The sequence below is a fragment of the Mycolicibacter nonchromogenicus genome, from assembly GCF_002101775.1.
In the GTDB taxonomy this organism is placed as follows: domain Bacteria; phylum Actinomycetota; class Actinomycetes; order Mycobacteriales; family Mycobacteriaceae; genus Mycobacterium; species Mycobacterium nonchromogenicum.
In genome coordinates this window covers 85,795-103,375 of sequence record NZ_LQPI01000023.1, presented here as the reverse complement: position 1 = coordinate 103,375, position 17,581 = coordinate 85,795, and the positions used below count along the sequence as shown (strand labels likewise).

Sequence of the window (17,581 nt, the reverse complement as noted above, 5' to 3'; positions counted from 1 at the left end):
CGGATATACGGTTGCACCTATGGAGCAGTCCCGAGAACTCGCCGGCCGCGCCCTCGTCGTCGTTGTCGACGATCGCACAGCCCACGGCGATGAGGACCACAGCGGCCCGTTGGTGACCGAACTGTTGGCCGAAGGCGGATTCATGGTCGACGGTGTCGTGGCCGTCGCCGCCGACGAGGTGGAGATCCGCAACGCGCTGAACACGGCGGTGATCGGCGGCGTGGACCTGGTCGTGTCGGTGGGTGGCACCGGGGTCACCCCGCGCGACGTCACCCCCGAGGCCACCCGCGAACTGCTGGACCGCGAGATCCTGGGCATCGCCGAGGCGCTGCGAGCCTCCGGGCTGTCCGCCGGGATCGCCGACGCCGGGCTCTCTCGGGGCCTGGCCGGCGTCTCCGGCAGCACCCTGGTGGTCAACCTGGCCGGGTCTCGGGCGGCGGTCCGCGACGGGATGGCGACACTGAATCCGCTGGCCGCGACGATCATCGGCCAACTGTCCAGCCTGGAGATCTAGCCACCATGCCAGGGCTCGAAGAGCATCAGTCGTCGTCGGACGAGCGCGACCCCGACGACGTTCGCGAAGCCGAGGAACGCGAGCGCTGGTTGCGGGACAACATCCCCCCGCATCACGGTTGAGGTTCGACTTCTCCAATCCCCGTACGGACTCCGCAGCGGCTATTACGGTTCGCCGTAGGCGGCGTGGGGCCGCTTCGCAGTGCATCCGTACGGAAGGGGAGTTGCGGTGCTCAAGGGGTTCAAGAATTTCCTGATGCGCGATGACGTCATCACGGTGGCCATCGGTCTGGTGGTCGCCCTGGCGTTTTCCAACCTGGTCGAGGCGTTCACCAACAGCGTGATCAATCCGCTGGTCGCGGCCACGCAGCCCGACACGGCGGGGTTGGGGCTGGGTTTCCAATTGGGGGCGGAGGGCAACGAGGCGACGTTCATCGACATCGGTGCCTTTATCTCGGCGATCATCTACTTCATCGTGTTCATGGCCACGATCTACTTCCTGATCGTGTTGCCCTACAAGCACATCCAGGCGCGCCGCGGGGCCACGGTCTTCGGCGACCCGGCACCGACCAAGACCTGCCCGGAGTGCAAGTCCGAGATCGCTGCCGACGCCAACAAATGCAAGTTCTGCGCCAGCGTGCAGCCGGCCGCCGCGTAGCCGCGGTCAGCGCAGGGTGAGGGTGACAGCCTGACCGAGCGTGGCGCCGGCCACCGCCACCGCAGCGGTGGCCGGCAACGCCACGAGTACCACCCGGTCATCGTGATTGTTCTTGTCAGACACCAGCACCACGATCCCGCCGCTGGCCAGCACCCGGGCGGCGCCCGCGTCATCAGGGCCGGTCGCCACCACGTCGACGACGTCGCCCGTGCGCACCAGATCGGTCAATGCGGCGTCGGCCGGGTGCACGCCCACAATGCGGGCGTCGGGTCCGGCGGCAGCATCGGTCAGCCGGGCGCCGAGTACCCGGACGTCAGTGAGTATCTCGCCGCGGCGCACCGGACCCGCCAGCGTGGCCTGCACCACCGCGGCCACATCGGTGGCGGCACCGTCGGGAAGGGTGTGAGCCGTTCGGCTTTCAAGTGAGAGGTCATCGACGGTCAGGATGGTGCCGGGCGCGATGTCATGGCGTGCCACCACCACCTCGAGTTGGTCGCCGCGCGGATCGGAGCGGATTGCGGACAGGCCGGCAAGGACCACCAGTGCGCCAGCGGTCACTCGCCGGGCGCGCACGGTGCGCGTCCAGTCGGGGCGCAGCGCCAGCGATATGCGGCTGATCAGAGTGGGGTTGAGCGAGTCGCCCATGGCGTCACGCTAAGCGGCCGGTGCGCCGCGGCTCGTCGCTCCGGCACCGGGCTGTGGATAACGCGTTATGCCGAGGCGGGCGCCGGCGTCGACGACGCCGAGGTGCTGGTGCTGTCGGCCGACTTGGTGCCGCTGTCGCTCGAACTGCTGCTCGAGTCACTGGAGGTCGAGGAGCTGGTGGAGCTGGACGACGACTTGCCCGCTTCGCGGCTGTCGGTGCGGTAGAAGCCGCTGCCCTTGAAGACCACGCCGACCTTGCCGAAGATCTTGCGCAGTCGGCCGTTGCACTCCTGGCAGGTGGTCAGCGCGTCGTCGGTGAAGGCCTGGACCACGTCGAAGCGGTTGCTGCACTCGGTGCAGGCGTAGCTGTAGGTGGGCACGTCAACCTCCGTGGATCGAACAGTCGGCTTAGCACTCTACCGTGCCAAGTGCTAGAACCGCCATGTGGCCTTCCTCATTCCCGCCCGGGTTCGGAGGCCACTGCGACGTCAGCCCAGTGCCACCAGCCCGAGTCCGGGCGTCACGGCATGGGTCATCGGCACGTCGTGGGCATCCGCGGGCAACGCGTCCACAAGTTCCGCGTCGCGGACCACCGCCACCAGCGGAGTCGCCGGCCGGCGCCACCGCAGCGAGCGGTCGTAGAAGCCGGCGCCGCGCCCCAGCCGCGTCCCCCGCCGATCGACGGCCAACGCCGGTACCACGATCACCTCCGCCTCGCCCAGCGCTTCGGCGGGCAGCCACGGTTGCGGTGGTTCGAGCAGACCGAACCGGGCACTGGTGAGGGCGTCGGGACGGTACTCGCCCCACAGCAGCGCCATCGGTGTGCCGTCGTCGGAGGTACGCACCACCGGCAGCAGCACGCGCGCGCCGCGACCGGCCAGGCGAGCGAGCATGGCAGCCGAGCCCGGCTCACTGCCCACCGGGACATAGGCGCAGACCGTGGTGCCCTCGTCCACCAGCCGCTCCAGGTGCGCGGCCAACGCTGCGGCCTCGGCATCATGCACATCGGGGGGTACCGCGCGTCGGCCGGCGAGCAGCCGCGCCCGCAACACGGACTTGGCGGCCAGCACCGCGTCGTCGATCACGGCAACCAGACTGTCAGCAACGGCTCGCCCACCGCCAGCCGAGGGGCGAACTCGATTGCGGTTATCGTGTGAGCAATGCCCACGCCGAAGGTCCCGATTCCGCGCACCGCGATTGTGCCCGCGGCAGGTTTGGGCACCCGATTCCTGCCCGCGACCAAGACCGTGCCCAAAGAGCTGCTGCCGGTCGTCGACACTCCCGGCATCGAGTTGGTGGCCGCCGAGGCGGCTGAAGCCGGTGCCGAGCGGCTGGTGATCATCACCTCCGAGGGCAAGGACGGCGTGGTCGCGCACTTCGTCGAAGACCTGGTGCTCGAGGGCACACTGGAGGCGCGCGGTAAGAAGGCGATGCTGGCCAAGGTCCGCCGCGCCCCGCAGTTGATCAAGGTCGAGTCGGTGGTGCAGGCCGAGCCGCTGGGCCTGGGTCATGCCATCAGCTGCGTCGAGCCCACGCTGTCCGACGACGAAGATGCCGTCGCGGTCCTGCTGCCCGACGACCTGGTGCTGCCCACCGGCGTGCTGGAGACCATGTCGAAGGTGCGTGCCCGCCGGGGCGGCACCGTGCTGTGCGCGATCGAGGTCAGCCCCGAGGAGGTGAGCGCCTACGGCGTCTTCGACGTCGAGCCGCTGCCCGACGCCGACAACCCGGACGTGATGCGGGTCAAGGGCATGGTCGAGAAGCCCAAGGCGCAAGACGCCCCGTCGACGTATGCCGCGGCGGGCCGCTACGTGCTGGACCGGGCCGTGTTCGACGCATTGCGGCGCATCGACCGCGGCGCCGGCGGTGAGGTTCAGCTCACCGACGCCATCGCGCTGCTGATCTCCGAGGGCCATCCCGTACACGTCGTTGTGCACCGGGGGTCGCGACACGACCTGGGAAATCCGGGCGGCTACCTCAAAGCTGCGGTTGACTTTGCCTTGGACCGCGATGACTACGGTCCAGACCTGCGCCGGTGGTTGGTGGCGCGGCTGGGCTTGGCGGAGAACTGAGCTGACGTCTGCCCTGATCGGACCTCGGCTGTAACGGAGAAAGGCACACACCGTGCGTTCGGTTGAGGAGCAGCAGGCCCGGGTTGCGGCTGCCGCCGTGGCGCCCCGCCCGGTCCGGGTGGCGATCGCCGAGGCGCAGGGCTTGATGTGCGCTGAGGAAGTGGTCGCCGAGCGGCCGATGCCCGCATTCGACCAGGCCGCCATCGACGGCTACGCGGTACGCAGCGTCGATGTGCTGGGCGCCGAGGCGATCGGCGACAGTTCCGATGGACGCGATGATGCCGTGGTCACCCTGCCGGTGCTCGGTGTCATCGAAGCCGGTGCCCGAACCCCCACCCGGCTGCAGCCGAAGCTGGCCACCCGGATCCAGACCGGGGCGCCCATGCCCACCCTGGCCGACGCGGTGCTGCCGCTGCGCTGGACCGATGGCGGCCAGTCCCGGGTCCGGGTGCTGCGGGGAGTACGCCCGGGCGACTACGTGCGCCGGATCGGTGACGACGTGCAGCCCGGTGACGTCGCGGTGCGCGCCGGCACCGTGGTCGGCGCCGCCCAGGTGGGGCTGCTGGCCGCCGTGGGTCGCGATCGTGTGCTGGTCCACCCGCGCCCCCGGCTGTCGGTCATGGCGGTGGGTGGCGAACTGGTCGACGTCAATCGCACGCCCGGCAACGGCCAGGTCTACGACGTCGACTCCTACGCGCTGGCCGCGGCCGGGCGGGACGCGGGCGCGGAAGTCAACCGGGTCGGCATCGTCAGTCATGACCCCAAGAAGCTGCGCGAGGTGGTCGAGGGCCAGCTCAACCGCGCCGAAGTGGTGGTGATCGCCGGTGGGGTGGGCGGTGCCGCCGCCGATCAGGTGCGTGCGGCGCTGTCCGATCTCGGTGACATGGAGGTCGCCCGGATCGCGATGCACCCCGGTTCGGTGCAGGGCTTCGGCCAGCTCGGTCCCGAGGGGGTGCCGACGTTCCTGCTGCCCACCAACCCGGTGAGCGCGCTGGTGGTGTTCGAGGTGATGATTCGCCCGCTGATCCGGCTGTCGCTGGGCAAGCGTGAGCCGATGCGCCGGATGGTGCGGGCGCGCACGCTCGGACCGATCAGCTCGATGCCCGGCCGCAAGGGGTACCTGCGTGGCCAACTCATGCGTGACGAGGACACCGGCGAGTTCCTGGTGCAGCAGCTCGGGGCCTCCGGCGGCAGTTCGTCGCACCTGTTGGCCACGTTGGCCGAGGCGAACTGCCTGGTGGTGGTTCCCGAGGAGGTCGAGCAGATCGCCGCCGGTGAGTTGGTGGACGTCGCCTTCCTGGCGCAACGGGGCTGAGCCCGAATCCATGTTGGTCAACCTGTGGCGGTACAAGAACGTTGAGCACCCCGGCTGGCCGAGCGTGCTCGGGCCCCTGCGGGTGCCGGCAGGGGTGATCCGACTGCGGCCGGTGCGCATGCGTGACGGGGTGGCGTGGAGCCGGATTCGGTTGGCTGACCGTGCCTACCTGGAGCGGTGGGAGCCCAGTGTGGAAGTGGACTGGGTGACCCGGCACGGCAGCGCATCCTGGCCGCCGCTGTGTTCGAGTCTGCGCACCGAAGCCCGCTATGGGCGGATGCTGCCCTACGTGATCGAGCTCGACGGCAAGTTCTGCGGCCAGCTGACGGTGGGCAACATCGCCCACGGGGCGCTGCGCTCGGCCTGGATCGGCTATTGGGTGTCCAGCGCGGTGGCCGGCGGGGGAGTGGCGACCGCGGCGGTGGCGCTCGGATTGGACCACTGCTTCGGGCCGGTCCGGCTGCACCGGGTGGAGGCCACCGTCCGGCCGGAGAATGCGGCCAGCCGGGCGGTGCTGGCCAAGGTCGGCTTTCGTCAGGAAGGGCTGTTGCGGCGCTACCTGGACGTCGACGGGGCGTGGCGCGACCACCTGCTGGTGGCGATGACGGTGGAGGAGGTCGACGGCTCGGTGACCGCTGCGCTGATCCAGTCCGGCCGGGCCACCCGGATCTGACCGAAATATTCGCCGATATTCGGGCGCGCTGTTACCCGTGTGGTAGTTGTGACTGGCGAGGTCAGCGAGTAAATTACATCGATGTAACTGGTTCGGCGCGTCATCCGAGGTCGTGTGGGTTCTCACACCTAGCCTTGGCTCGGAAAGGAGCAGGCCAACCATGCCCAGCATCCCGCAATCCTTGCTTTGGATCTCACTGGTCGTTCTCTGGCTGTTCGTACTGGTGCCGATGCTGGTCAGCAAGCGCGACGCGGTCCGTCGTACCAGTGACGTGGCCTTGGCGACCCGGGTACTGACCAGTGGGTCCGGTGCCCGGCTGCTCAAGCGCGCCGGACCGGCCGCTGGTCACCGGAGCGACCCGGACTGGCAGCACCGTGTCGACGACATCGAGGACGTCGACGACATCGATGAGGTCGACGAGGTCGAGGCCGAACCCGCTGAGGGCGGCTCGCGAGTGTTCGTCGCCGCAGCAGCGGTGTTCGTCGCCTCGGAGCCGCAGGTCGGCGAGCAGGCCGAACTCGACTACTTGGACGTCGATGTCGTCGCCGAGGACTCCGGCGAACTGCCGCTGTCGGACGCGGGACTGGCCGCTGAGGCGCAGGCCGAAGCTCAGGCTGTCGCAGAGGCGGAAGCCCGCGCTGAGGAGGAGGCCGCCATGGCGGCTGAGGCCGTCGCGACCAAAGCGGAGCCCGAGGGCGAGGCGTCCTACGAGGAGCCGACTGCCTACGAGGAGCCGACTGCCGAAGCCGAGGCTGAAGCCGAAGCCGAAGGCTACGAATACGAATACGTCGAGGACAGCTCCGGCCTGGAGCCCGAGGCGGAGCCCACCAGGGCGGGAATGGCCGGTCTGTCCCCCCGGGGGCGCCGGCCCCGTATCGACACCGCTGCAGCGGTCAGCGCGCGCAAGTACGAATTCCGCAAGCGGGTGCTGATGTCGCTGGCGGTGGTCCTGGTGCTCTCGGCACTCACCGCCTTCACCGTGGCGCCCAGCGCATGGTGGATCTGTGGCGGCGCCGCCGGCGCGACCGTGCTCTATCTGGCCTACCTGCGGCGCCAGACCCGCATCGAACAGCAGGTGCGGGCGCGCCGTGCCCGGCGATCCGCGCGCCCGCGGATGCAGCGCGAGGCTGACCGCGATGGCGCGTTCGAGGTGGTCCCGTCACGGCTGCGCCGGCCGGGGGTGGCGGTGCTGGAGATCGACGACGAGGACCCGGTGTTCGAGCACCTGGAGTACACATCGAGCGCCGACCGCTACGGCTGGCGCGATGACCTGGCGCGTGCGTCCGGTCAATAGGTCTCGGTTTCAGGCGTCCGGCGGGGGACTGGTAATCTCCTAGCGGTCAGGGGCTATAGCGCAGTTGGTAGCGCGTCTCGTTCGCATCGAGAAGGTCAGGGGTTCGATTCCCCTTAGCTCCACAAGATAAAACCCCAGCTAGTCTGGGGTTTTCTTGTTTGCAGGGATCTTTGGGGCTGATTGTTCGGTCCGCAGTGGTTCACCATAGCTGCGTCCAGGTCGGTGGCACGGTCGTCCAAGTCGTCACCGAAGGGGTCGGTGTAATGCCCTCCGCCATCGCGGCTTTGGCGGGACCGAACATCCGCTGCACACCGGATCTGGTACGCGCTTATCCGGACGCGGCCGGTTACACGCCGGGGCGATTCGCTAGCGCTTGTCGGTGGGGCGATTGCAACCGGCCCGGCCACACCCGTTGCGGCAGAACCGCCGCCCGCACGGGCCGCGGGCGGTCATCCGCAGCCACAAGGCACGCCAGCGACCCTCGAACACACTCATCCGACCGACTGCGCCGCGATGGACTGCTCAGGCTGGGCGATGAGTCTCGTTTGCATCGACAAGGTCAGGGCCTCGATTCCCTAGCTCCACAGAGTTGGTGTCTGATGATTCCCGATCTTGCATCGCGCTGAGGGTGTACGGCGGCCCGAGAAACCTGCGTACCGCGGCCTCTTCCGCCGCGGCGTCCGCCAGGGGCCAGTTCCACAGCGCCAGGAACACCCGTATCAGCCACTGCGCGGCCAACGGATCCGGGTTGTCGGCACCGACCATCTCGGCGGCGAAGCCGGCGACGGCGGTGGAGCCGGTCAGCCATTCCGCATCGGGAGAACGGGTCGCGCTGCGCATGATCTGGGCGAGGGGTTCGGAGCGCATGCGCCGCAGGGCGACGATCGTGGCGGTGACGACGCGCTCCGAACCCGTCAGGCCGGCGATGGCGTCGCGGACCGAGTCCAGAATGCGTTCGGCCTGTCTGGTCAGCACCGTGTCGCGGATCGCGGTCTTGCCTCCGGCGTGGCGGTAGATGGTTGCCGGCGAGCAGTGCACGGCCTTGGCCAAGGCGTCGATGGTGAAGGCGTCGTAGCCCTGACGCGACATGAGCTCCGCGGCGGCGGCGTAGATCCGCTCGGCGCCCTCGCTGCGTCGATCCCGGCCGATCAGCCAGTCGTGTGCGGTCATCAGTCGCCTCGGTGCGACCAAGCGGGTGGCGAAGCCATGCACCAGTTTTATCACCGTGAGAGGAATTGCGGCATTTCTCTCACCGCGGGTGCTGGTCGGCACGGTGGGATGAGAACGTGCGCCGCCCCGGTGGCCGAACCCGTTTTTCAACTTCTGTGCGCACCGTTGACGCAGGTCACGAGCCCAGGCCACCCTGGTGGCCATGCCTGCCGTGGTGGACCCGACCGACTTCTTCGGAAGTGCCGCGATCCAAGACCCCAACCCCTTGTACGACACGATGCGCCGGCGCGGCGGAGTGAATCGGATCGGTGACTCCGACTTCTACGCGGTATGCGGCTGGGAGGCGCTCACCGAAGCAGTGAACCGCGTCGAGGACTTCTCCTCGAACCTCACGGCGACCATGGTCTACCACGAAGACGGCACGGTGACGCCCTTCGACATGGGACCGCTCGGTGCGCCGATACACGCGCTGGCCACCGCTGACGACCCGCTGCACGCGGTCCACCGCAAGCTGTTGCTTCCGCACCTTTCGGCCAAGCGAGTGCGGGTCATCGAGGACTTCGCCGCGACCGCTGCCAAACAGATGTGGGCGGACGCGCGCGACGGCGGGCAGGTCGAGTGGATGAGCTCCATGGCCAACCGGCTGCCGATGATGGTGGTCTGCCAGCTGCTCGGCCTCCCCGACGACGACGTCGACAAGCTGATCCGGCTCGGGTACGCGACCACCACCCTGCTCGACGGGATCGTCAGCGCGTCTCAACTCGAGGCGGCCGGCGTGGCCGCCATGGAACTGTCCGCCTATGTCCTGGAGCATTTCGCGAAGGCCGGCGAAATCCCGCAGCCGGGCCTGATCGGAGACCTCGCAGTCCGTACCGAATCCGGTGAACTGGAGCAGATTCCGGCGCTGTCCATCATGCTCACCCTGTTCAGTGCGGCCGGTGAGTCGACCGCGTCACTGCTCGGCAGCGCCGCGTGGATCCTGGCCGGAAATCCCAGCGTCCAAGAGCAGCTGCGTGCCCGCCCCGAGCTGCTGGGCGCGTTCATCGAAGAAGCCCTGCGCTACGAATCCCCGTTCCGCGGCCACTATCGGCACGTGGTCGCAGATACCACCCTGGCCGGAGCCGAGTTGCCCGCCGGCGCGCACCTGCTGCTGATGTGGGGCGCGGCCAATCGCGATCCCGGGCATTTCGACGCGCCCGAAGAGTTTCGGCTCGACCGCAGTGCCGCGCGAGGTCACCTGGCGTTCGGCAAGGGCGCGCATTTCTGCGTCGGGGCTGCGCTGGCCCGTCTGGAAGCGCAGATCGTCTTTCGGATGCTGCTTGAGCAGACCAGCTGGATCGACATGGCCGACGCCGGTCCGTGGCTGCCCAGCATCCTGGTCCGCCGCCTGGAGTGGTTGCAGCTGAACGTCCGCTGATCCCGGGCTTGCTCAGGGGTGCGTGACGAGATACGTCTCGTTGTCCAGCTCTGCGGTGAGTTCGGCAACGTCGAAGCGCCGGGCGAGGCGGGCGCGGAAATGCTCCGGGTCGAGCAGCAGGCTGATTTCGGCGGTTTGGCGGGCGAACAGTCGGCAGATCAGGGGATAGAGGCGGCGCATGATCGCCCGCTCGGCCGCGGTGCAGCGTGACGCGCAGTAGCCGACATGACCTATCTCGTCGGTCAGAATCTCGCTGTAGAGCAGGTTGATTCGTTCCGCGACGTCGGGCTCGTCGGCGAAGAGCGCAGTGCCGACGCGGCGCAGTTCGTCGAACAGGACGCAGCCGGCCATTTCGGCCGCGCCGACGACCATGAAGCTGAGCCGCTCGGGAAGAAAGACTCCGGTCTTGACGAACTGACGCAGCACCAACGGTGGGGGCACTACCTGGAACGGCAGACCGGCGACGTCGAGGACGTAGGCCAGCATTCTGGTGTGGTAGTGCTCTTCCAGTTCCAGGTAGACCTTCTCGGGCGGCAGACTCTCGTCGCTGTTGCGCCCGTAGGTCTCGCCCAGCCCGACGCCGAATCGCTCCGCCTGGTTGAGTTTGGCCGTCGCCAACAGGAACAGCATCGTGCGGTCCAGGCCGGGTTCGGGCCGTCGCCTACGCAGGTTGCGCAGAAACGTGGGTCGGTCAACGGCTTTCGCTGACCGGACGGGATTGGCTTCAATGCGATCGAAGAACTCTTCACGGTGCGCCAGCCGGCGATTCAACAGGTCCGCCTCGCCGTCGCGCTCACGCAGGTAGTCGCGGTAGCCGTCGATTCCGTTGGCACTCATCGGATCTCCATTCCCTTGAGCATCGTTGACACGTACCGATCCAGCAGTGCCGGATCATGGGCTCCGGTGGCCAACAGCGCGAACAGCCCCATGAGGAAGAACGTGCCGAGTTCGGCAGCGTGAATCGTCTGGGGGACCTGCTGTCTGGCCTGCGCCCGTTCGATGACGCCCACCAGGAACTCTGCGAGCGGATGTTGTGCCAGCTCATCTTCGACCGGGCGGGCGGAGGAGAAGTGCAGGCCGAGCATGTCCTGGAAAACCTCTGCGCCCACACGGTGCTTGGCGCTCAGGACGTGCCGGACCAGTTGGGTGAGCACCGATGCCAGGTCGCCGTCGGCGTCGCCGAGATCGCGGATGATCCGGGTCTCCTCGTTGCGTTCGACCTCGATGAGGACGTGCTCCTTGGTCGGAAAGTGAAAGTAGAACGTGCCCCGGGCCACGCCTGCCGCGCTGGCGATGGCACTGACGTCTGCACCGGCGAGTCCGCGCTGACGGATCTCCGACACGGCGGCCTCGAACAGGCGCGACCTCGTCTCAAGTCGACGGGCTTCTCGGACGCCGCCGGCCGCTGATCCGGACTTCGTGAGATTCCCGGCGGTCGTCATGGTCGTACGCTAGCAATATTCACTGACAGTCGTCAATGACAGGTGTCAGCGAACTGACTCGCCGGCGTTGCCGGCGTATGCGTCATCCTGGGAGATGCGGTCCCACATGGCAGCCGACTGAGAGGCGGTGCAACATGCACTTGCAGGATCAGGCCACCGAGCACGTGGCTGATGCTCGTGAGGCCTGGCGGCTGTTGGAGCCCCTGCACGCGGTCGTCTACTTCTCACCGGAACCTCTGGCCGCCCTCGACGACGCCGGCTACCGCGGCTTTTGGATGGGCTACTTCGCCGGTCGCGCCGCGCCACTCGGTCCGGTCGGCCCCGAGGTCGTGCACGCGGCGTTCTACAACTTCTCCTACGAACGCGTCGCCAAGGCACTGCCCGCCGCCTGGCGGTTCGCGCCGCCTGAAGCCGCCCTTGCGGCGCGCCAGGCGGGCGCCGTTGCTGCGTTGCGTCGACAGCTCGCGGACTTGGCGGATGGTCCCGAGGTTGCCCGTGCCGCCGAGCTCGCCGCCCGGGCGGCATCTGCGGTGCCCCTCGCCGGCCGCGTTCTGGGTGCTGCGAACCACGCCCTGCCGCTGCCCGATGAGCCCCTGGCGAGGTTGTGGCAGGCGGCCACCGTGCTGCGTGAGCACCGCGGCGACGGCCACATCGCGGCCCTCCTGGCTGCCGGTGTCGAGGGCCGCGAATCCCACGTGTTCCACGCCCTGGCCTCGGGGGCCCCGCGTCATACCTACACCGTCGCTCGTGACTTCACCGACGACGAGTGGAACCGGTTGACCGACGCGCTGCGCGACAAGGGTCTTGCCGCAGACCAGGGGCTCACCCCGGAGGGAATCCGGCTCAAGGCGCAGATCGAAGAGCAGACCGATCGGCTCGCCGCCTCGGCATATCAGGCGCTGACCGACGCCGAACGGCGCGACCTGCTACAGGCGCTGCGCCCGTTGACCCGCGCCGTCGTGGCCTCCGGTGACATCCCGCTGGATTCGCCGATGGGCCTGGATCTTCGCCCGCTTCTCGATCAGCGGTGAGCGGTAGGATTTCTCACGTGGCTCCGTCTTCTCGGGCGGTCATGTCCGCTTATGAGCGCAAGCAATGGGACGCACTGCGCCAAGCGGCCACCGGCGCCGAGCCGTCCGGGTGGTTCGAAGGCGTCAGCCAGGGCATCGCGGATCGCACCAAAGACGTCGTCGGGAAGATCCGGTCCGGAGTGGAACAGGTCCCTGGCGCCACCGCGGCCATCGGCAAGGCGGACCAGCTCACCACCAAGGCGCTGGAAACCCTGCACACCGTGCTGGTCGAGCGGGGACTCAATTCGGTCAAGCCGGCCAACGTCTTTGCGATGTTCGCCGATGACGGCATCACAGTGCAGACCTACGGCGAGGTCAAGAGCCTCGACCTCAAGCACTGCGACCGCTCGGTCCCACGCCGCAAGGATCGCTACGTAGCCTTGGCCGTCGCCGAAGGCGTGGCGACGTCACTCGCGGTGACGGGCACGGCGGTGTCCAGCACGGTCACCGGCGGCACGACACTGCCGGTGGCCGCCTCAGCCGTGGTGGCCGATGTGACGGCGGTGCTGGTCGGGATGGGCCGGATCGTGGCTTTGGTTGCGGCGCACTACGGTTACGACGTCCGCGAGCCGGACGAGCAGGCCTTCGCCTCGGGGGTGATCGCCTATTCCACCGCCGGTAACTCGGCGGAGAAGGCCGCGGCCCTGGCGTCGTTGTCTCGACTGACCCAGCAGATGATGAGTCACGCGTCGTGGCAGCACCTGCAGCCGCAGCAGGCAGACAATGTGATTCAGCAGGTCTCTATGGCTCTGGGATTCCGCCTGGCCAAACGTAAGCTGGCGCAGGCGGTTCCGATCTTGGGTGCGGTGGTCAACGGCGGGCTGAATGCCCGTATCGCCCAGCAGACATTCGAACGCTCCCAACAGGCCTATCGGTTGCGCTTCCTCACCGAGAAGTACGGCCTCGACGCCGGCCAGTGGGCGCCGGACACCAGTTCTGGTGAAGACGTCGACATCCCGCTGATCGACGAGATACTCGACCGGTCAGCTCCTCGCTCGCAGCCGGGCGGGGAGGACATCCAGCAGCCGTAGCCCGTTGCCTGATCGGTCCGAACGGGCCGATCAGTGCAGGGTGTCAGGGCACAGTTCGTGCTGCGCGATGTCGATCACCGGGCGCAGATTGACGGTCAGATCGTCGACCATGGACGGCCCACCGAATGACGGCCGACGCACGAAATCATTCACCACCTGGTCGGGGGTGGAGCCGGCGCGCAGTTGGTTGCAGAACCGGTGCCCTGCCGACAGGCGCGCGTTGGGCGGGCCGGAGCGGAAGACACCGTTGGCGTCCAGTGCCGCGAGATAGCTGGCGTCGTCGGCGTAGGCCGGGGCGCTGCCGAGCAGGGCGATGGCGGCACTCCCGACGAACACGGCGGCGCCCAGAATCCGACTCATACCGGCGATGCTACGTCTAGTCGCGTCGACTAAATAAGGCCCAGCGCGTTCATCGCGTCGGCGACCTGGATGAACCCGGCGATGTTGGCACCCAGCACATAGTTACCCGGGCTGCCGTACTCGTCGGCGGTGACCAGGCAGCGGTGGTGGATGCTCTTCATGATCGCGGCCAGCCGCTGCTCGGTGTATTCGAAGCTCCACGAGTCCCGCGACGCGTTCTGCTGCATCTCCAGCGCACTGGTGGCCACACCGCCGGCGTTGGCCGCCTTGCCCGGGGCGAGGACCACGCCGGCCTCGCTGAACAGCTTGACGGCCTCCGGGGTGCACGGCATGTTGGCACCCTCGGCGACGATCTTGCAGCCGTTACGCGCCAGCGTGGCGGCGTGGTCGCCGTTCAGCTCGTTCTGGGTGGCCGACGGGATCGCGATCTGGCAGGGCACGTCCCAGATGGACCCGTCGTTGACGAACTGCGTCGCCCCGCCGCGGGCCCTGGCGTAGGTCTCGATCCGCTCCCGCTTGACCTCTTTGATCTCCTTGAGCAGCTCCAGGTCGATGCCCTTCTCATCGACGATGTAACCACTGGAGTCCGACGCGGCCACCACGGTTCCGCCGAGCTGGTGGATCTTCTCGATGGCGTAGATCGCCACGTTGCCCGAACCGGACACCACGGCCCGCTTGCCGTCGAACGAGTCCTTGGAGGTCTTGAGGATCTCGTCGGCGAAGTAGACCGCGCCGTAGCCGGTCGCCTCGGTGCGGACCTGCGACCCGCCCCAGGTCAGGCCCTTGCCGGTCAGCACGCCCGACTCGTACCGGTTGGTGATGCGCTTGTACTGCCCGAACAGGTAGCCGATCTCGCGGCCGCCCACTCCGATGTCACCGGCCGGAACGTCAGTGTACTCGCCCAGGTGGCGGTAGAGCTCGGTCATGAAGGACTGGCAGAACCGCATGATCTCGTTGTCCGAGCGGCCCTTGGGGTCGAAGTCCGAACCGCCCTTACCGCCGCCGATGGGCAGGCCGGTCAGGGAGTTCTTGAAGATCTGCTCGAAGCCGAGGAACTTGACGATGCCCAGGTACACCGAGGGGTGGAAGCGCAGGCCGCCCTTGAACGGACCCAGAGCCGAGTTGAACTCCACCCGGAAGCCCCGGTTGATCTGCGCCCCGCCCTTGTCGTCCAGCCACGGCACCCGGAAGATGATCTGCCGCTCCGGCTCGCACATCCGACGGATCACGGCGCTGTCCACGTACTCGGGGTGCTTGGTCACCACCGGACCGAGGCTGCTGAGGACCTCGAAGACGGCCTGATGGAACTCGGCCTCCCCGGGGTTGCGCCGGAGCACCTCTTCGTAAATGTCCTGCAGCTTCGGATTCAGTTCGGTCATAATGGGTGATCTCTTCCTTGCGTATCGCAGTCAGCGGCCACAGGCTAGCGGCCCCGAGCGCTGGCACCGAATCCTGGCTGTTACAGCAGTGTTAAATCATTAACATTCGCGGGCTCCCAGTTAACCTAGCTGGGCGAATAACGGGCGGAGCACTTTATGGTGATGTCGCGGTGACCGCAGCACCCGATGGAGCGCTACCCGCCGCCGATCTCACGGAGATGGAGATCTTTGCCGGGTGCTCCGCGGCTGATCTGGCCCCCCTGGCCGCCCGTCTGCACCCCCTGCAGGCCCCCGCCGGTGCCGAACTGATGCGGCAAGGCGAACAGGCGCTGTCATTCCTCCTGATCTCTTCGGGATCAGCCCAGGTCAAGCATATCGGCGACGACGGAGCCGTGGTAGTCAACGAGGTGACCGCCGGGATGGTGGTCGGTGAGATCGCACTGCTGCGCCAGGGGCTGCGAACGGCAACCGTCACCGCGACGACGCCGCTGACCGGCTGGATCGGGGACGAGCAGGCCTTTCACGAGATGGTGCATGTCCCCGAGGTCATGGGACGGCTGGTGCGTATCGCGCGGCAGCGCCTGGCCGCCTACCTCACGGCTGTGCCGATCCGGGACCGCGACGGCACCGAACTGTTGCTTCGGCCGGTGCTGCCCGGCGACAGCGCGCGAACCGTCAGCGGTCACGTCGAATTCTCCGGCGAGACGCTCTACCGGCGATTCCAGACCACCCGGGTCCCGCACCCGGCGCTGATGCATTATCTGTTCGAGGTCGACTATGTCGATCACTTCGTGTGGGTGATCACCGAGCCCGACGGCTCGTTCGTCGCCGACGGCCGCTTCGTCCGCGATCCCGAAAATCCGACCTTCGCCGAGATCGCCTTCATCGTCGGTGACAGCTATCAGGGCCGCGGCCTGGGCACCTTTCTGATGGGCGCGGTGGCGGTGATCGCCCGGTTCGAGGGCGTCGAGAAGTTCACCGCGCGGGTGCTCTCGGAGAACGCGCCCATGCGCGCCATCCTCGACCGTCTGGGCGCCCACTGGGAGCGCGACGACCCGGGGGTGGTCACCACCGTCCTCGACGTGCCCGGTGAGGACCAGCTGCCGTTCGACCGCGCAACCGCCGAACAGATCAAAGAAGTTGGCCGCCAAGCGATCCAAGCGGTGGGGTGACCGCTGCAAATGGCCCAGGTCGCGTTGGGTAAATTGGCTGCGGTGTTGACGATTCGTGCGGTGCTGGCCCTGGGCTGTGTCTGCCTGCTCGCCGCCTGCAGCTCCGGTCCCGCCGAGGTGTACGCCGACATCGGTGAGGTGGCCACTCTCAAGTCGTCCTTCGGTCCGGAGTACCAGGTCCGCGTCATCCCGCGCACCGGGATCGAGCCGAAACTCCTGGCGGGCACCGCGCTGCCCCCGGGCCTGACCTACGAACCGCCCAACTGCTCCAAGTTCGCCATCAGCCAGCAGCTGCCCCAGGGCATACAGGGCAACATGGCCGCTGTCGCCGCCGAAGGTGAGGGCAACCGGTTCATCACCATCGCGCTGGAGACCTCCGAGCCGGTACCGCTCACCGAGCCGGGCCGCAGCTGCCGGCGAATCGGCTTCTCCGGGGCGCAGATGCGCGGCCTGATCGAACTCGTCGACGTGCCGCACATCGACGGGGTGAAGACCTTGGGCGTGCACCGGGTGATCGAGGCGGTCGCCGGCGGCAAAGCCCGCGTCGGTGAGCTGTACAACTATTCGGCCTACTTCGGGTCCTACCAGGTGATCGTCACGGCAAACCCCCTGGTGAAGCCCAACGAACCCATCACCCCGGTCGACACCGACAAGGCCCGTGAGCTGTTGGTGGCCGCGGTCGACGCGATCCGCGACTAGTGCCTTCTGCTAGCGCACGCCGCGCGGCCGGAACTGAATGCTGATCCGCGGTCCGGTGGGTGCGGCCGTCTTGGGAACCGAGTGCTCCCACGTCCGCTGACACGAGCCCCCCATCACCACCAGGTCGCCGTGGTGCTGTGCCAGGCGCAGGGCCGCGCCGCCTCCGCGGGGGCGCAGGGCCAGTGTGCGGGTGGCGCCGACGCTGACGATCGCGACCATGGTGTCCTGGCTGGCGCCGCGGCCGATGGTGTCGCCGTGCCAGGCGACGCTGTCGCCGCCGTGGCGGTAGAGGCATAGCCCCACCGTGGTGAACGGTTCGCCGAGTTCCCCGGCGTAGATGTCGTTGAGCCGGCGGCGAAGCTTCGCGATCATCGGGTGTGGGGCGTCTGCGGTCGCCAGGTCGTGGAAGCTCACCAGCCGGGGGACGTCGAGCACCCGGTCATACATTCGGCGGCGCTCGGCGCGCCACGGGATGGCCGCCTGCAGCTCGCTGACCAGTTCGCTGCTTTCCTCGGAGAGCCAGCCCGGACGAACGTCAATCCAGGCGCCCGCACCGAGCTGTCGGCGTTCGCTGAGGTCGAACAGCGACTCCTGTACCGGTATCGCCACGCCCGCAGCCTATCGCACATTCGTTCGATTCGTCGAGATTGCGGCTACGGCTGTCGGCGGCC

Annotated in this window: 20 protein-coding genes and 1 tRNA gene; 12 read left to right on the top strand and 9 right to left on the bottom strand. The window is 68.0% G+C overall.

The window, feature by feature from the left end; all coding sequences use genetic code 11:
• Positions 1-19: 19 nt before the first annotated feature.
• Together AWC18_RS02875 and AWC18_RS02870 are read left to right on the top strand one after the other, a co-directional pair.
• Positions 20-514, top strand: coding sequence for a MogA/MoaB family molybdenum cofactor biosynthesis protein (locus AWC18_RS02875; RefSeq protein WP_064998335.1), 495 nt, complete (start codon positions 20-22; stop codon positions 512-514).
• 255 nt (positions 515-769) lie between these two features.
• Positions 770-1,171, top strand: a complete 402-nt coding sequence (locus tag AWC18_RS02870) for a large conductance mechanosensitive channel protein MscL (RefSeq protein WP_234784482.1) — start codon at positions 770-772, stop codon at positions 1,169-1,171.
• 6 nt (positions 1,172-1,177) lie between these two features.
• On the opposite strand, the gene AWC18_RS02865 is transcribed toward AWC18_RS02870, so the two are convergent.
• The 3 genes from AWC18_RS02865 to AWC18_RS20955 all read right to left on the bottom strand — a co-directional run bounded on the left by AWC18_RS02865 (position 1,178) and on the right by AWC18_RS20955 (position 2,898).
• Positions 1,178-1,816 (bottom strand): SAF domain-containing protein, encoded by a 639-nt coding sequence (locus AWC18_RS02865; protein ID WP_085137503.1) that lies wholly within the window; start codon positions 1,814-1,816, stop codon positions 1,178-1,180.
• 65 nt (positions 1,817-1,881) lie between these two features.
• Entirely contained in the window at positions 1,882-2,196 is a 315-nt protein-coding gene (locus AWC18_RS02860; RefSeq protein WP_064996705.1) for an FmdB family zinc ribbon protein, read from the bottom strand.
• 108 nt (positions 2,197-2,304) lie between these two features.
• Positions 2,305-2,898 carry a 5-formyltetrahydrofolate cyclo-ligase gene (locus tag AWC18_RS20955; RefSeq protein ID WP_420093299.1) on the bottom strand — a complete coding sequence of 198 codons (594 nt, stop codon included), beginning with the start codon at positions 2,896-2,898 and terminating at the stop codon, positions 2,305-2,307.
• Positions 2,899-2,976: 78 nt separating this feature from the next.
• Here AWC18_RS20955 and AWC18_RS20950 point away from each other — a divergent pair, with 78 nt between their 5' ends.
• From AWC18_RS20950 to AWC18_RS02830, 5 genes are all read left to right on the top strand, one after another.
• Positions 2,977-3,888, top strand: coding sequence for a UTP--glucose-1-phosphate uridylyltransferase (locus AWC18_RS20950; RefSeq protein ID WP_064996706.1), 912 nt, complete (start codon positions 2,977-2,979; stop codon positions 3,886-3,888).
• A gap of 52 nt (positions 3,889-3,940) precedes the next feature.
• Entirely contained in the window at positions 3,941-5,203 is a 1,263-nt protein-coding gene (glp, locus tag AWC18_RS02845; RefSeq protein WP_064996707.1) for a molybdotransferase-like divisome protein Glp, read from the top strand.
• Positions 5,204-5,213: 10 nt separating this feature from the next.
• Positions 5,214-5,876, top strand: coding sequence for a GNAT family N-acetyltransferase (locus AWC18_RS02840; RefSeq protein WP_064996708.1), 663 nt, complete (start codon positions 5,214-5,216; stop codon positions 5,874-5,876).
• 160 nt (positions 5,877-6,036) lie between these two features.
• Complete coding sequence (gene sepX, locus AWC18_RS02835) at positions 6,037-7,170, top strand: divisome protein SepX/GlpR (protein WP_064996709.1); 1,134 nt, start codon at positions 6,037-6,039, stop codon at positions 7,168-7,170.
• A 49-nt stretch (positions 7,171-7,219) separates the two neighbouring features.
• Positions 7,220-7,292, top strand: a tRNA-Ala gene (locus AWC18_RS02830).
• A 400-nt stretch (positions 7,293-7,692) separates the two neighbouring features.
• Here the strand turns inward: AWC18_RS02830 and AWC18_RS02825 are convergent.
• Entirely contained in the window at positions 7,693-8,340 is a 648-nt protein-coding gene (locus tag AWC18_RS02825; protein ID WP_082960946.1) for a TetR/AcrR family transcriptional regulator, read from the bottom strand.
• Between the two features lie 202 nt (positions 8,341-8,542).
• Here AWC18_RS02825 and AWC18_RS02820 point away from each other — a divergent pair, with 202 nt between their 5' ends.
• Entirely contained in the window at positions 8,543-9,757 is a 1,215-nt protein-coding gene (locus AWC18_RS02820; RefSeq protein ID WP_064996710.1) for a cytochrome P450, read from the top strand.
• Positions 9,758-9,769: 12 nt separating this feature from the next.
• On the opposite strand, the gene AWC18_RS02815 is transcribed toward AWC18_RS02820, so the two are convergent.
• The gene (locus AWC18_RS02815; protein WP_064996711.1) at positions 9,770-10,594 is read right to left on the bottom strand and encodes a ferritin family protein; all 825 of its coding nucleotides are present in this window, start codon (positions 10,592-10,594) and stop codon (positions 9,770-9,772) included.
• The gene (locus AWC18_RS02810) at positions 10,591-11,199 is read right to left on the bottom strand and encodes a TetR/AcrR family transcriptional regulator (protein ID WP_064996712.1); all 609 of its coding nucleotides are present in this window, start codon (positions 11,197-11,199) and stop codon (positions 10,591-10,593) included. The genes AWC18_RS02815 and AWC18_RS02810 overlap by 4 nt, the downstream gene beginning before the upstream one ends.
• A 134-nt stretch (positions 11,200-11,333) precedes the next feature.
• Here AWC18_RS02810 and AWC18_RS02805 point away from each other — a divergent pair, with 134 nt between their 5' ends.
• Together AWC18_RS02805 and AWC18_RS02800 are read left to right on the top strand one after the other, a co-directional pair.
• Complete coding sequence (locus AWC18_RS02805; RefSeq protein WP_208858312.1) at positions 11,334-12,230, top strand: SCO6745 family protein; 897 nt, start codon at positions 11,334-11,336, stop codon at positions 12,228-12,230.
• Positions 12,231-12,247: 17 nt separating this feature from the next.
• Positions 12,248-13,300, top strand: a complete 1,053-nt coding sequence (locus tag AWC18_RS02800) for an EcsC family protein (protein WP_133054969.1) — start codon at positions 12,248-12,250, stop codon at positions 13,298-13,300.
• Positions 13,301-13,330: 30 nt separating this feature from the next.
• On the opposite strand, the gene AWC18_RS02795 is transcribed toward AWC18_RS02800, so the two are convergent.
• A complete protein-coding gene (locus AWC18_RS02795) occupies positions 13,331-13,660 on the bottom strand; it encodes a DUF732 domain-containing protein (RefSeq protein ID WP_064996715.1) in 330 nt (109 codons plus the stop codon).
• A gap of 29 nt (positions 13,661-13,689) precedes the next feature.
• Positions 13,690-15,039 carry an NADP-specific glutamate dehydrogenase gene (gene gdhA / locus AWC18_RS02790; protein ID WP_064996716.1) on the bottom strand — a complete coding sequence of 450 codons (1,350 nt, stop codon included), beginning with the start codon at positions 15,037-15,039 and terminating at the stop codon, positions 13,690-13,692.
• A 218-nt stretch (positions 15,040-15,257) separates the two neighbouring features.
• Here gdhA and pat point away from each other — a divergent pair, with 218 nt between their 5' ends.
• Together pat and AWC18_RS02780 are read left to right on the top strand one after the other, a co-directional pair.
• The gene (pat, locus tag AWC18_RS02785; RefSeq protein WP_085137497.1) at positions 15,258-16,211 is read left to right on the top strand and encodes an acetyltransferase Pat; all 954 of its coding nucleotides are present in this window, start codon (positions 15,258-15,260) and stop codon (positions 16,209-16,211) included.
• 9 nt (positions 16,212-16,220) lie between these two features.
• Positions 16,221-16,910 (top strand): DUF5642 family protein, encoded by a 690-nt coding sequence (locus AWC18_RS02780; RefSeq protein ID WP_064996718.1) that lies wholly within the window; start codon positions 16,221-16,223, stop codon positions 16,908-16,910.
• A 9-nt stretch (positions 16,911-16,919) separates the two neighbouring features.
• Here the strand turns inward: AWC18_RS02780 and AWC18_RS02775 are convergent, their stop codons facing one another.
• On the bottom strand, positions 16,920-17,519 hold the full coding sequence (locus AWC18_RS02775) for an alpha-ketoglutarate-dependent dioxygenase AlkB (RefSeq protein WP_085137495.1): 600 nt from the start codon (positions 17,517-17,519) through the stop codon (positions 16,920-16,922).
• Positions 17,520-17,581: the final 62 nt, after the last annotated feature.

What these genes read in the sequence shown, in the direction of transcription:
- AWC18_RS02810 (WP_064996712.1), bottom strand. Translation starts at nt 11,199, where the DNA reads ATGACGACCGCCGGGAATCTCACGAAGTCCGGATCAGCGGCCGGCGGC.
- AWC18_RS02870 (WP_234784482.1), top strand. Translation starts at nt 770, where the DNA reads ATGCGCGATGACGTCATCACGGTGGCCATCGGTCTGGTGGTCGCCCTG.
- AWC18_RS02840 (WP_064996708.1), top strand. Translation starts at nt 5,214, where the DNA reads ATGTTGGTCAACCTGTGGCGGTACAAGAACGTTGAGCACCCCGGCTGG.
- AWC18_RS02875 (WP_064998335.1), top strand. Translation starts at nt 20, where the DNA reads ATGGAGCAGTCCCGAGAACTCGCCGGCCGCGCCCTCGTCGTCGTTGTC.
- AWC18_RS02795 (WP_064996715.1), bottom strand. Translation starts at nt 13,660, where the DNA reads ATGAGTCGGATTCTGGGCGCCGCCGTGTTCGTCGGGAGTGCCGCCATC.
- AWC18_RS02780 (WP_064996718.1), top strand. Translation starts at nt 16,221, where the DNA reads ATGGCCCAGGTCGCGTTGGGTAAATTGGCTGCGGTGTTGACGATTCGT.
- AWC18_RS02820 (WP_064996710.1), top strand. Translation starts at nt 8,543, where the DNA reads ATGCCTGCCGTGGTGGACCCGACCGACTTCTTCGGAAGTGCCGCGATC.
- AWC18_RS02865 (WP_085137503.1), bottom strand. Translation starts at nt 1,816, where the DNA reads ATGGGCGACTCGCTCAACCCCACTCTGATCAGCCGCATATCGCTGGCG.
- AWC18_RS02805 (WP_208858312.1), top strand. Translation starts at nt 11,334, where the DNA reads ATGCACTTGCAGGATCAGGCCACCGAGCACGTGGCTGATGCTCGTGAG.
- AWC18_RS20950 (WP_064996706.1), top strand. Translation starts at nt 2,977, where the DNA reads ATGCCCACGCCGAAGGTCCCGATTCCGCGCACCGCGATTGTGCCCGCG.
- AWC18_RS02815 (WP_064996711.1), bottom strand. Translation starts at nt 10,594, where the DNA reads ATGAGTGCCAACGGAATCGACGGCTACCGCGACTACCTGCGTGAGCGC.
- AWC18_RS02825 (WP_082960946.1), bottom strand. Translation starts at nt 8,340, where the DNA reads ATGACCGCACACGACTGGCTGATCGGCCGGGATCGACGCAGCGAGGGC.
- sepX (WP_064996709.1), top strand. Translation starts at nt 6,037, where the DNA reads ATGCCCAGCATCCCGCAATCCTTGCTTTGGATCTCACTGGTCGTTCTC.
- pat (WP_085137497.1), top strand. Translation starts at nt 15,258, where the DNA reads ATGGAGATCTTTGCCGGGTGCTCCGCGGCTGATCTGGCCCCCCTGGCC.
- gdhA (WP_064996716.1), bottom strand. Translation starts at nt 15,039, where the DNA reads ATGACCGAACTGAATCCGAAGCTGCAGGACATTTACGAAGAGGTGCTC.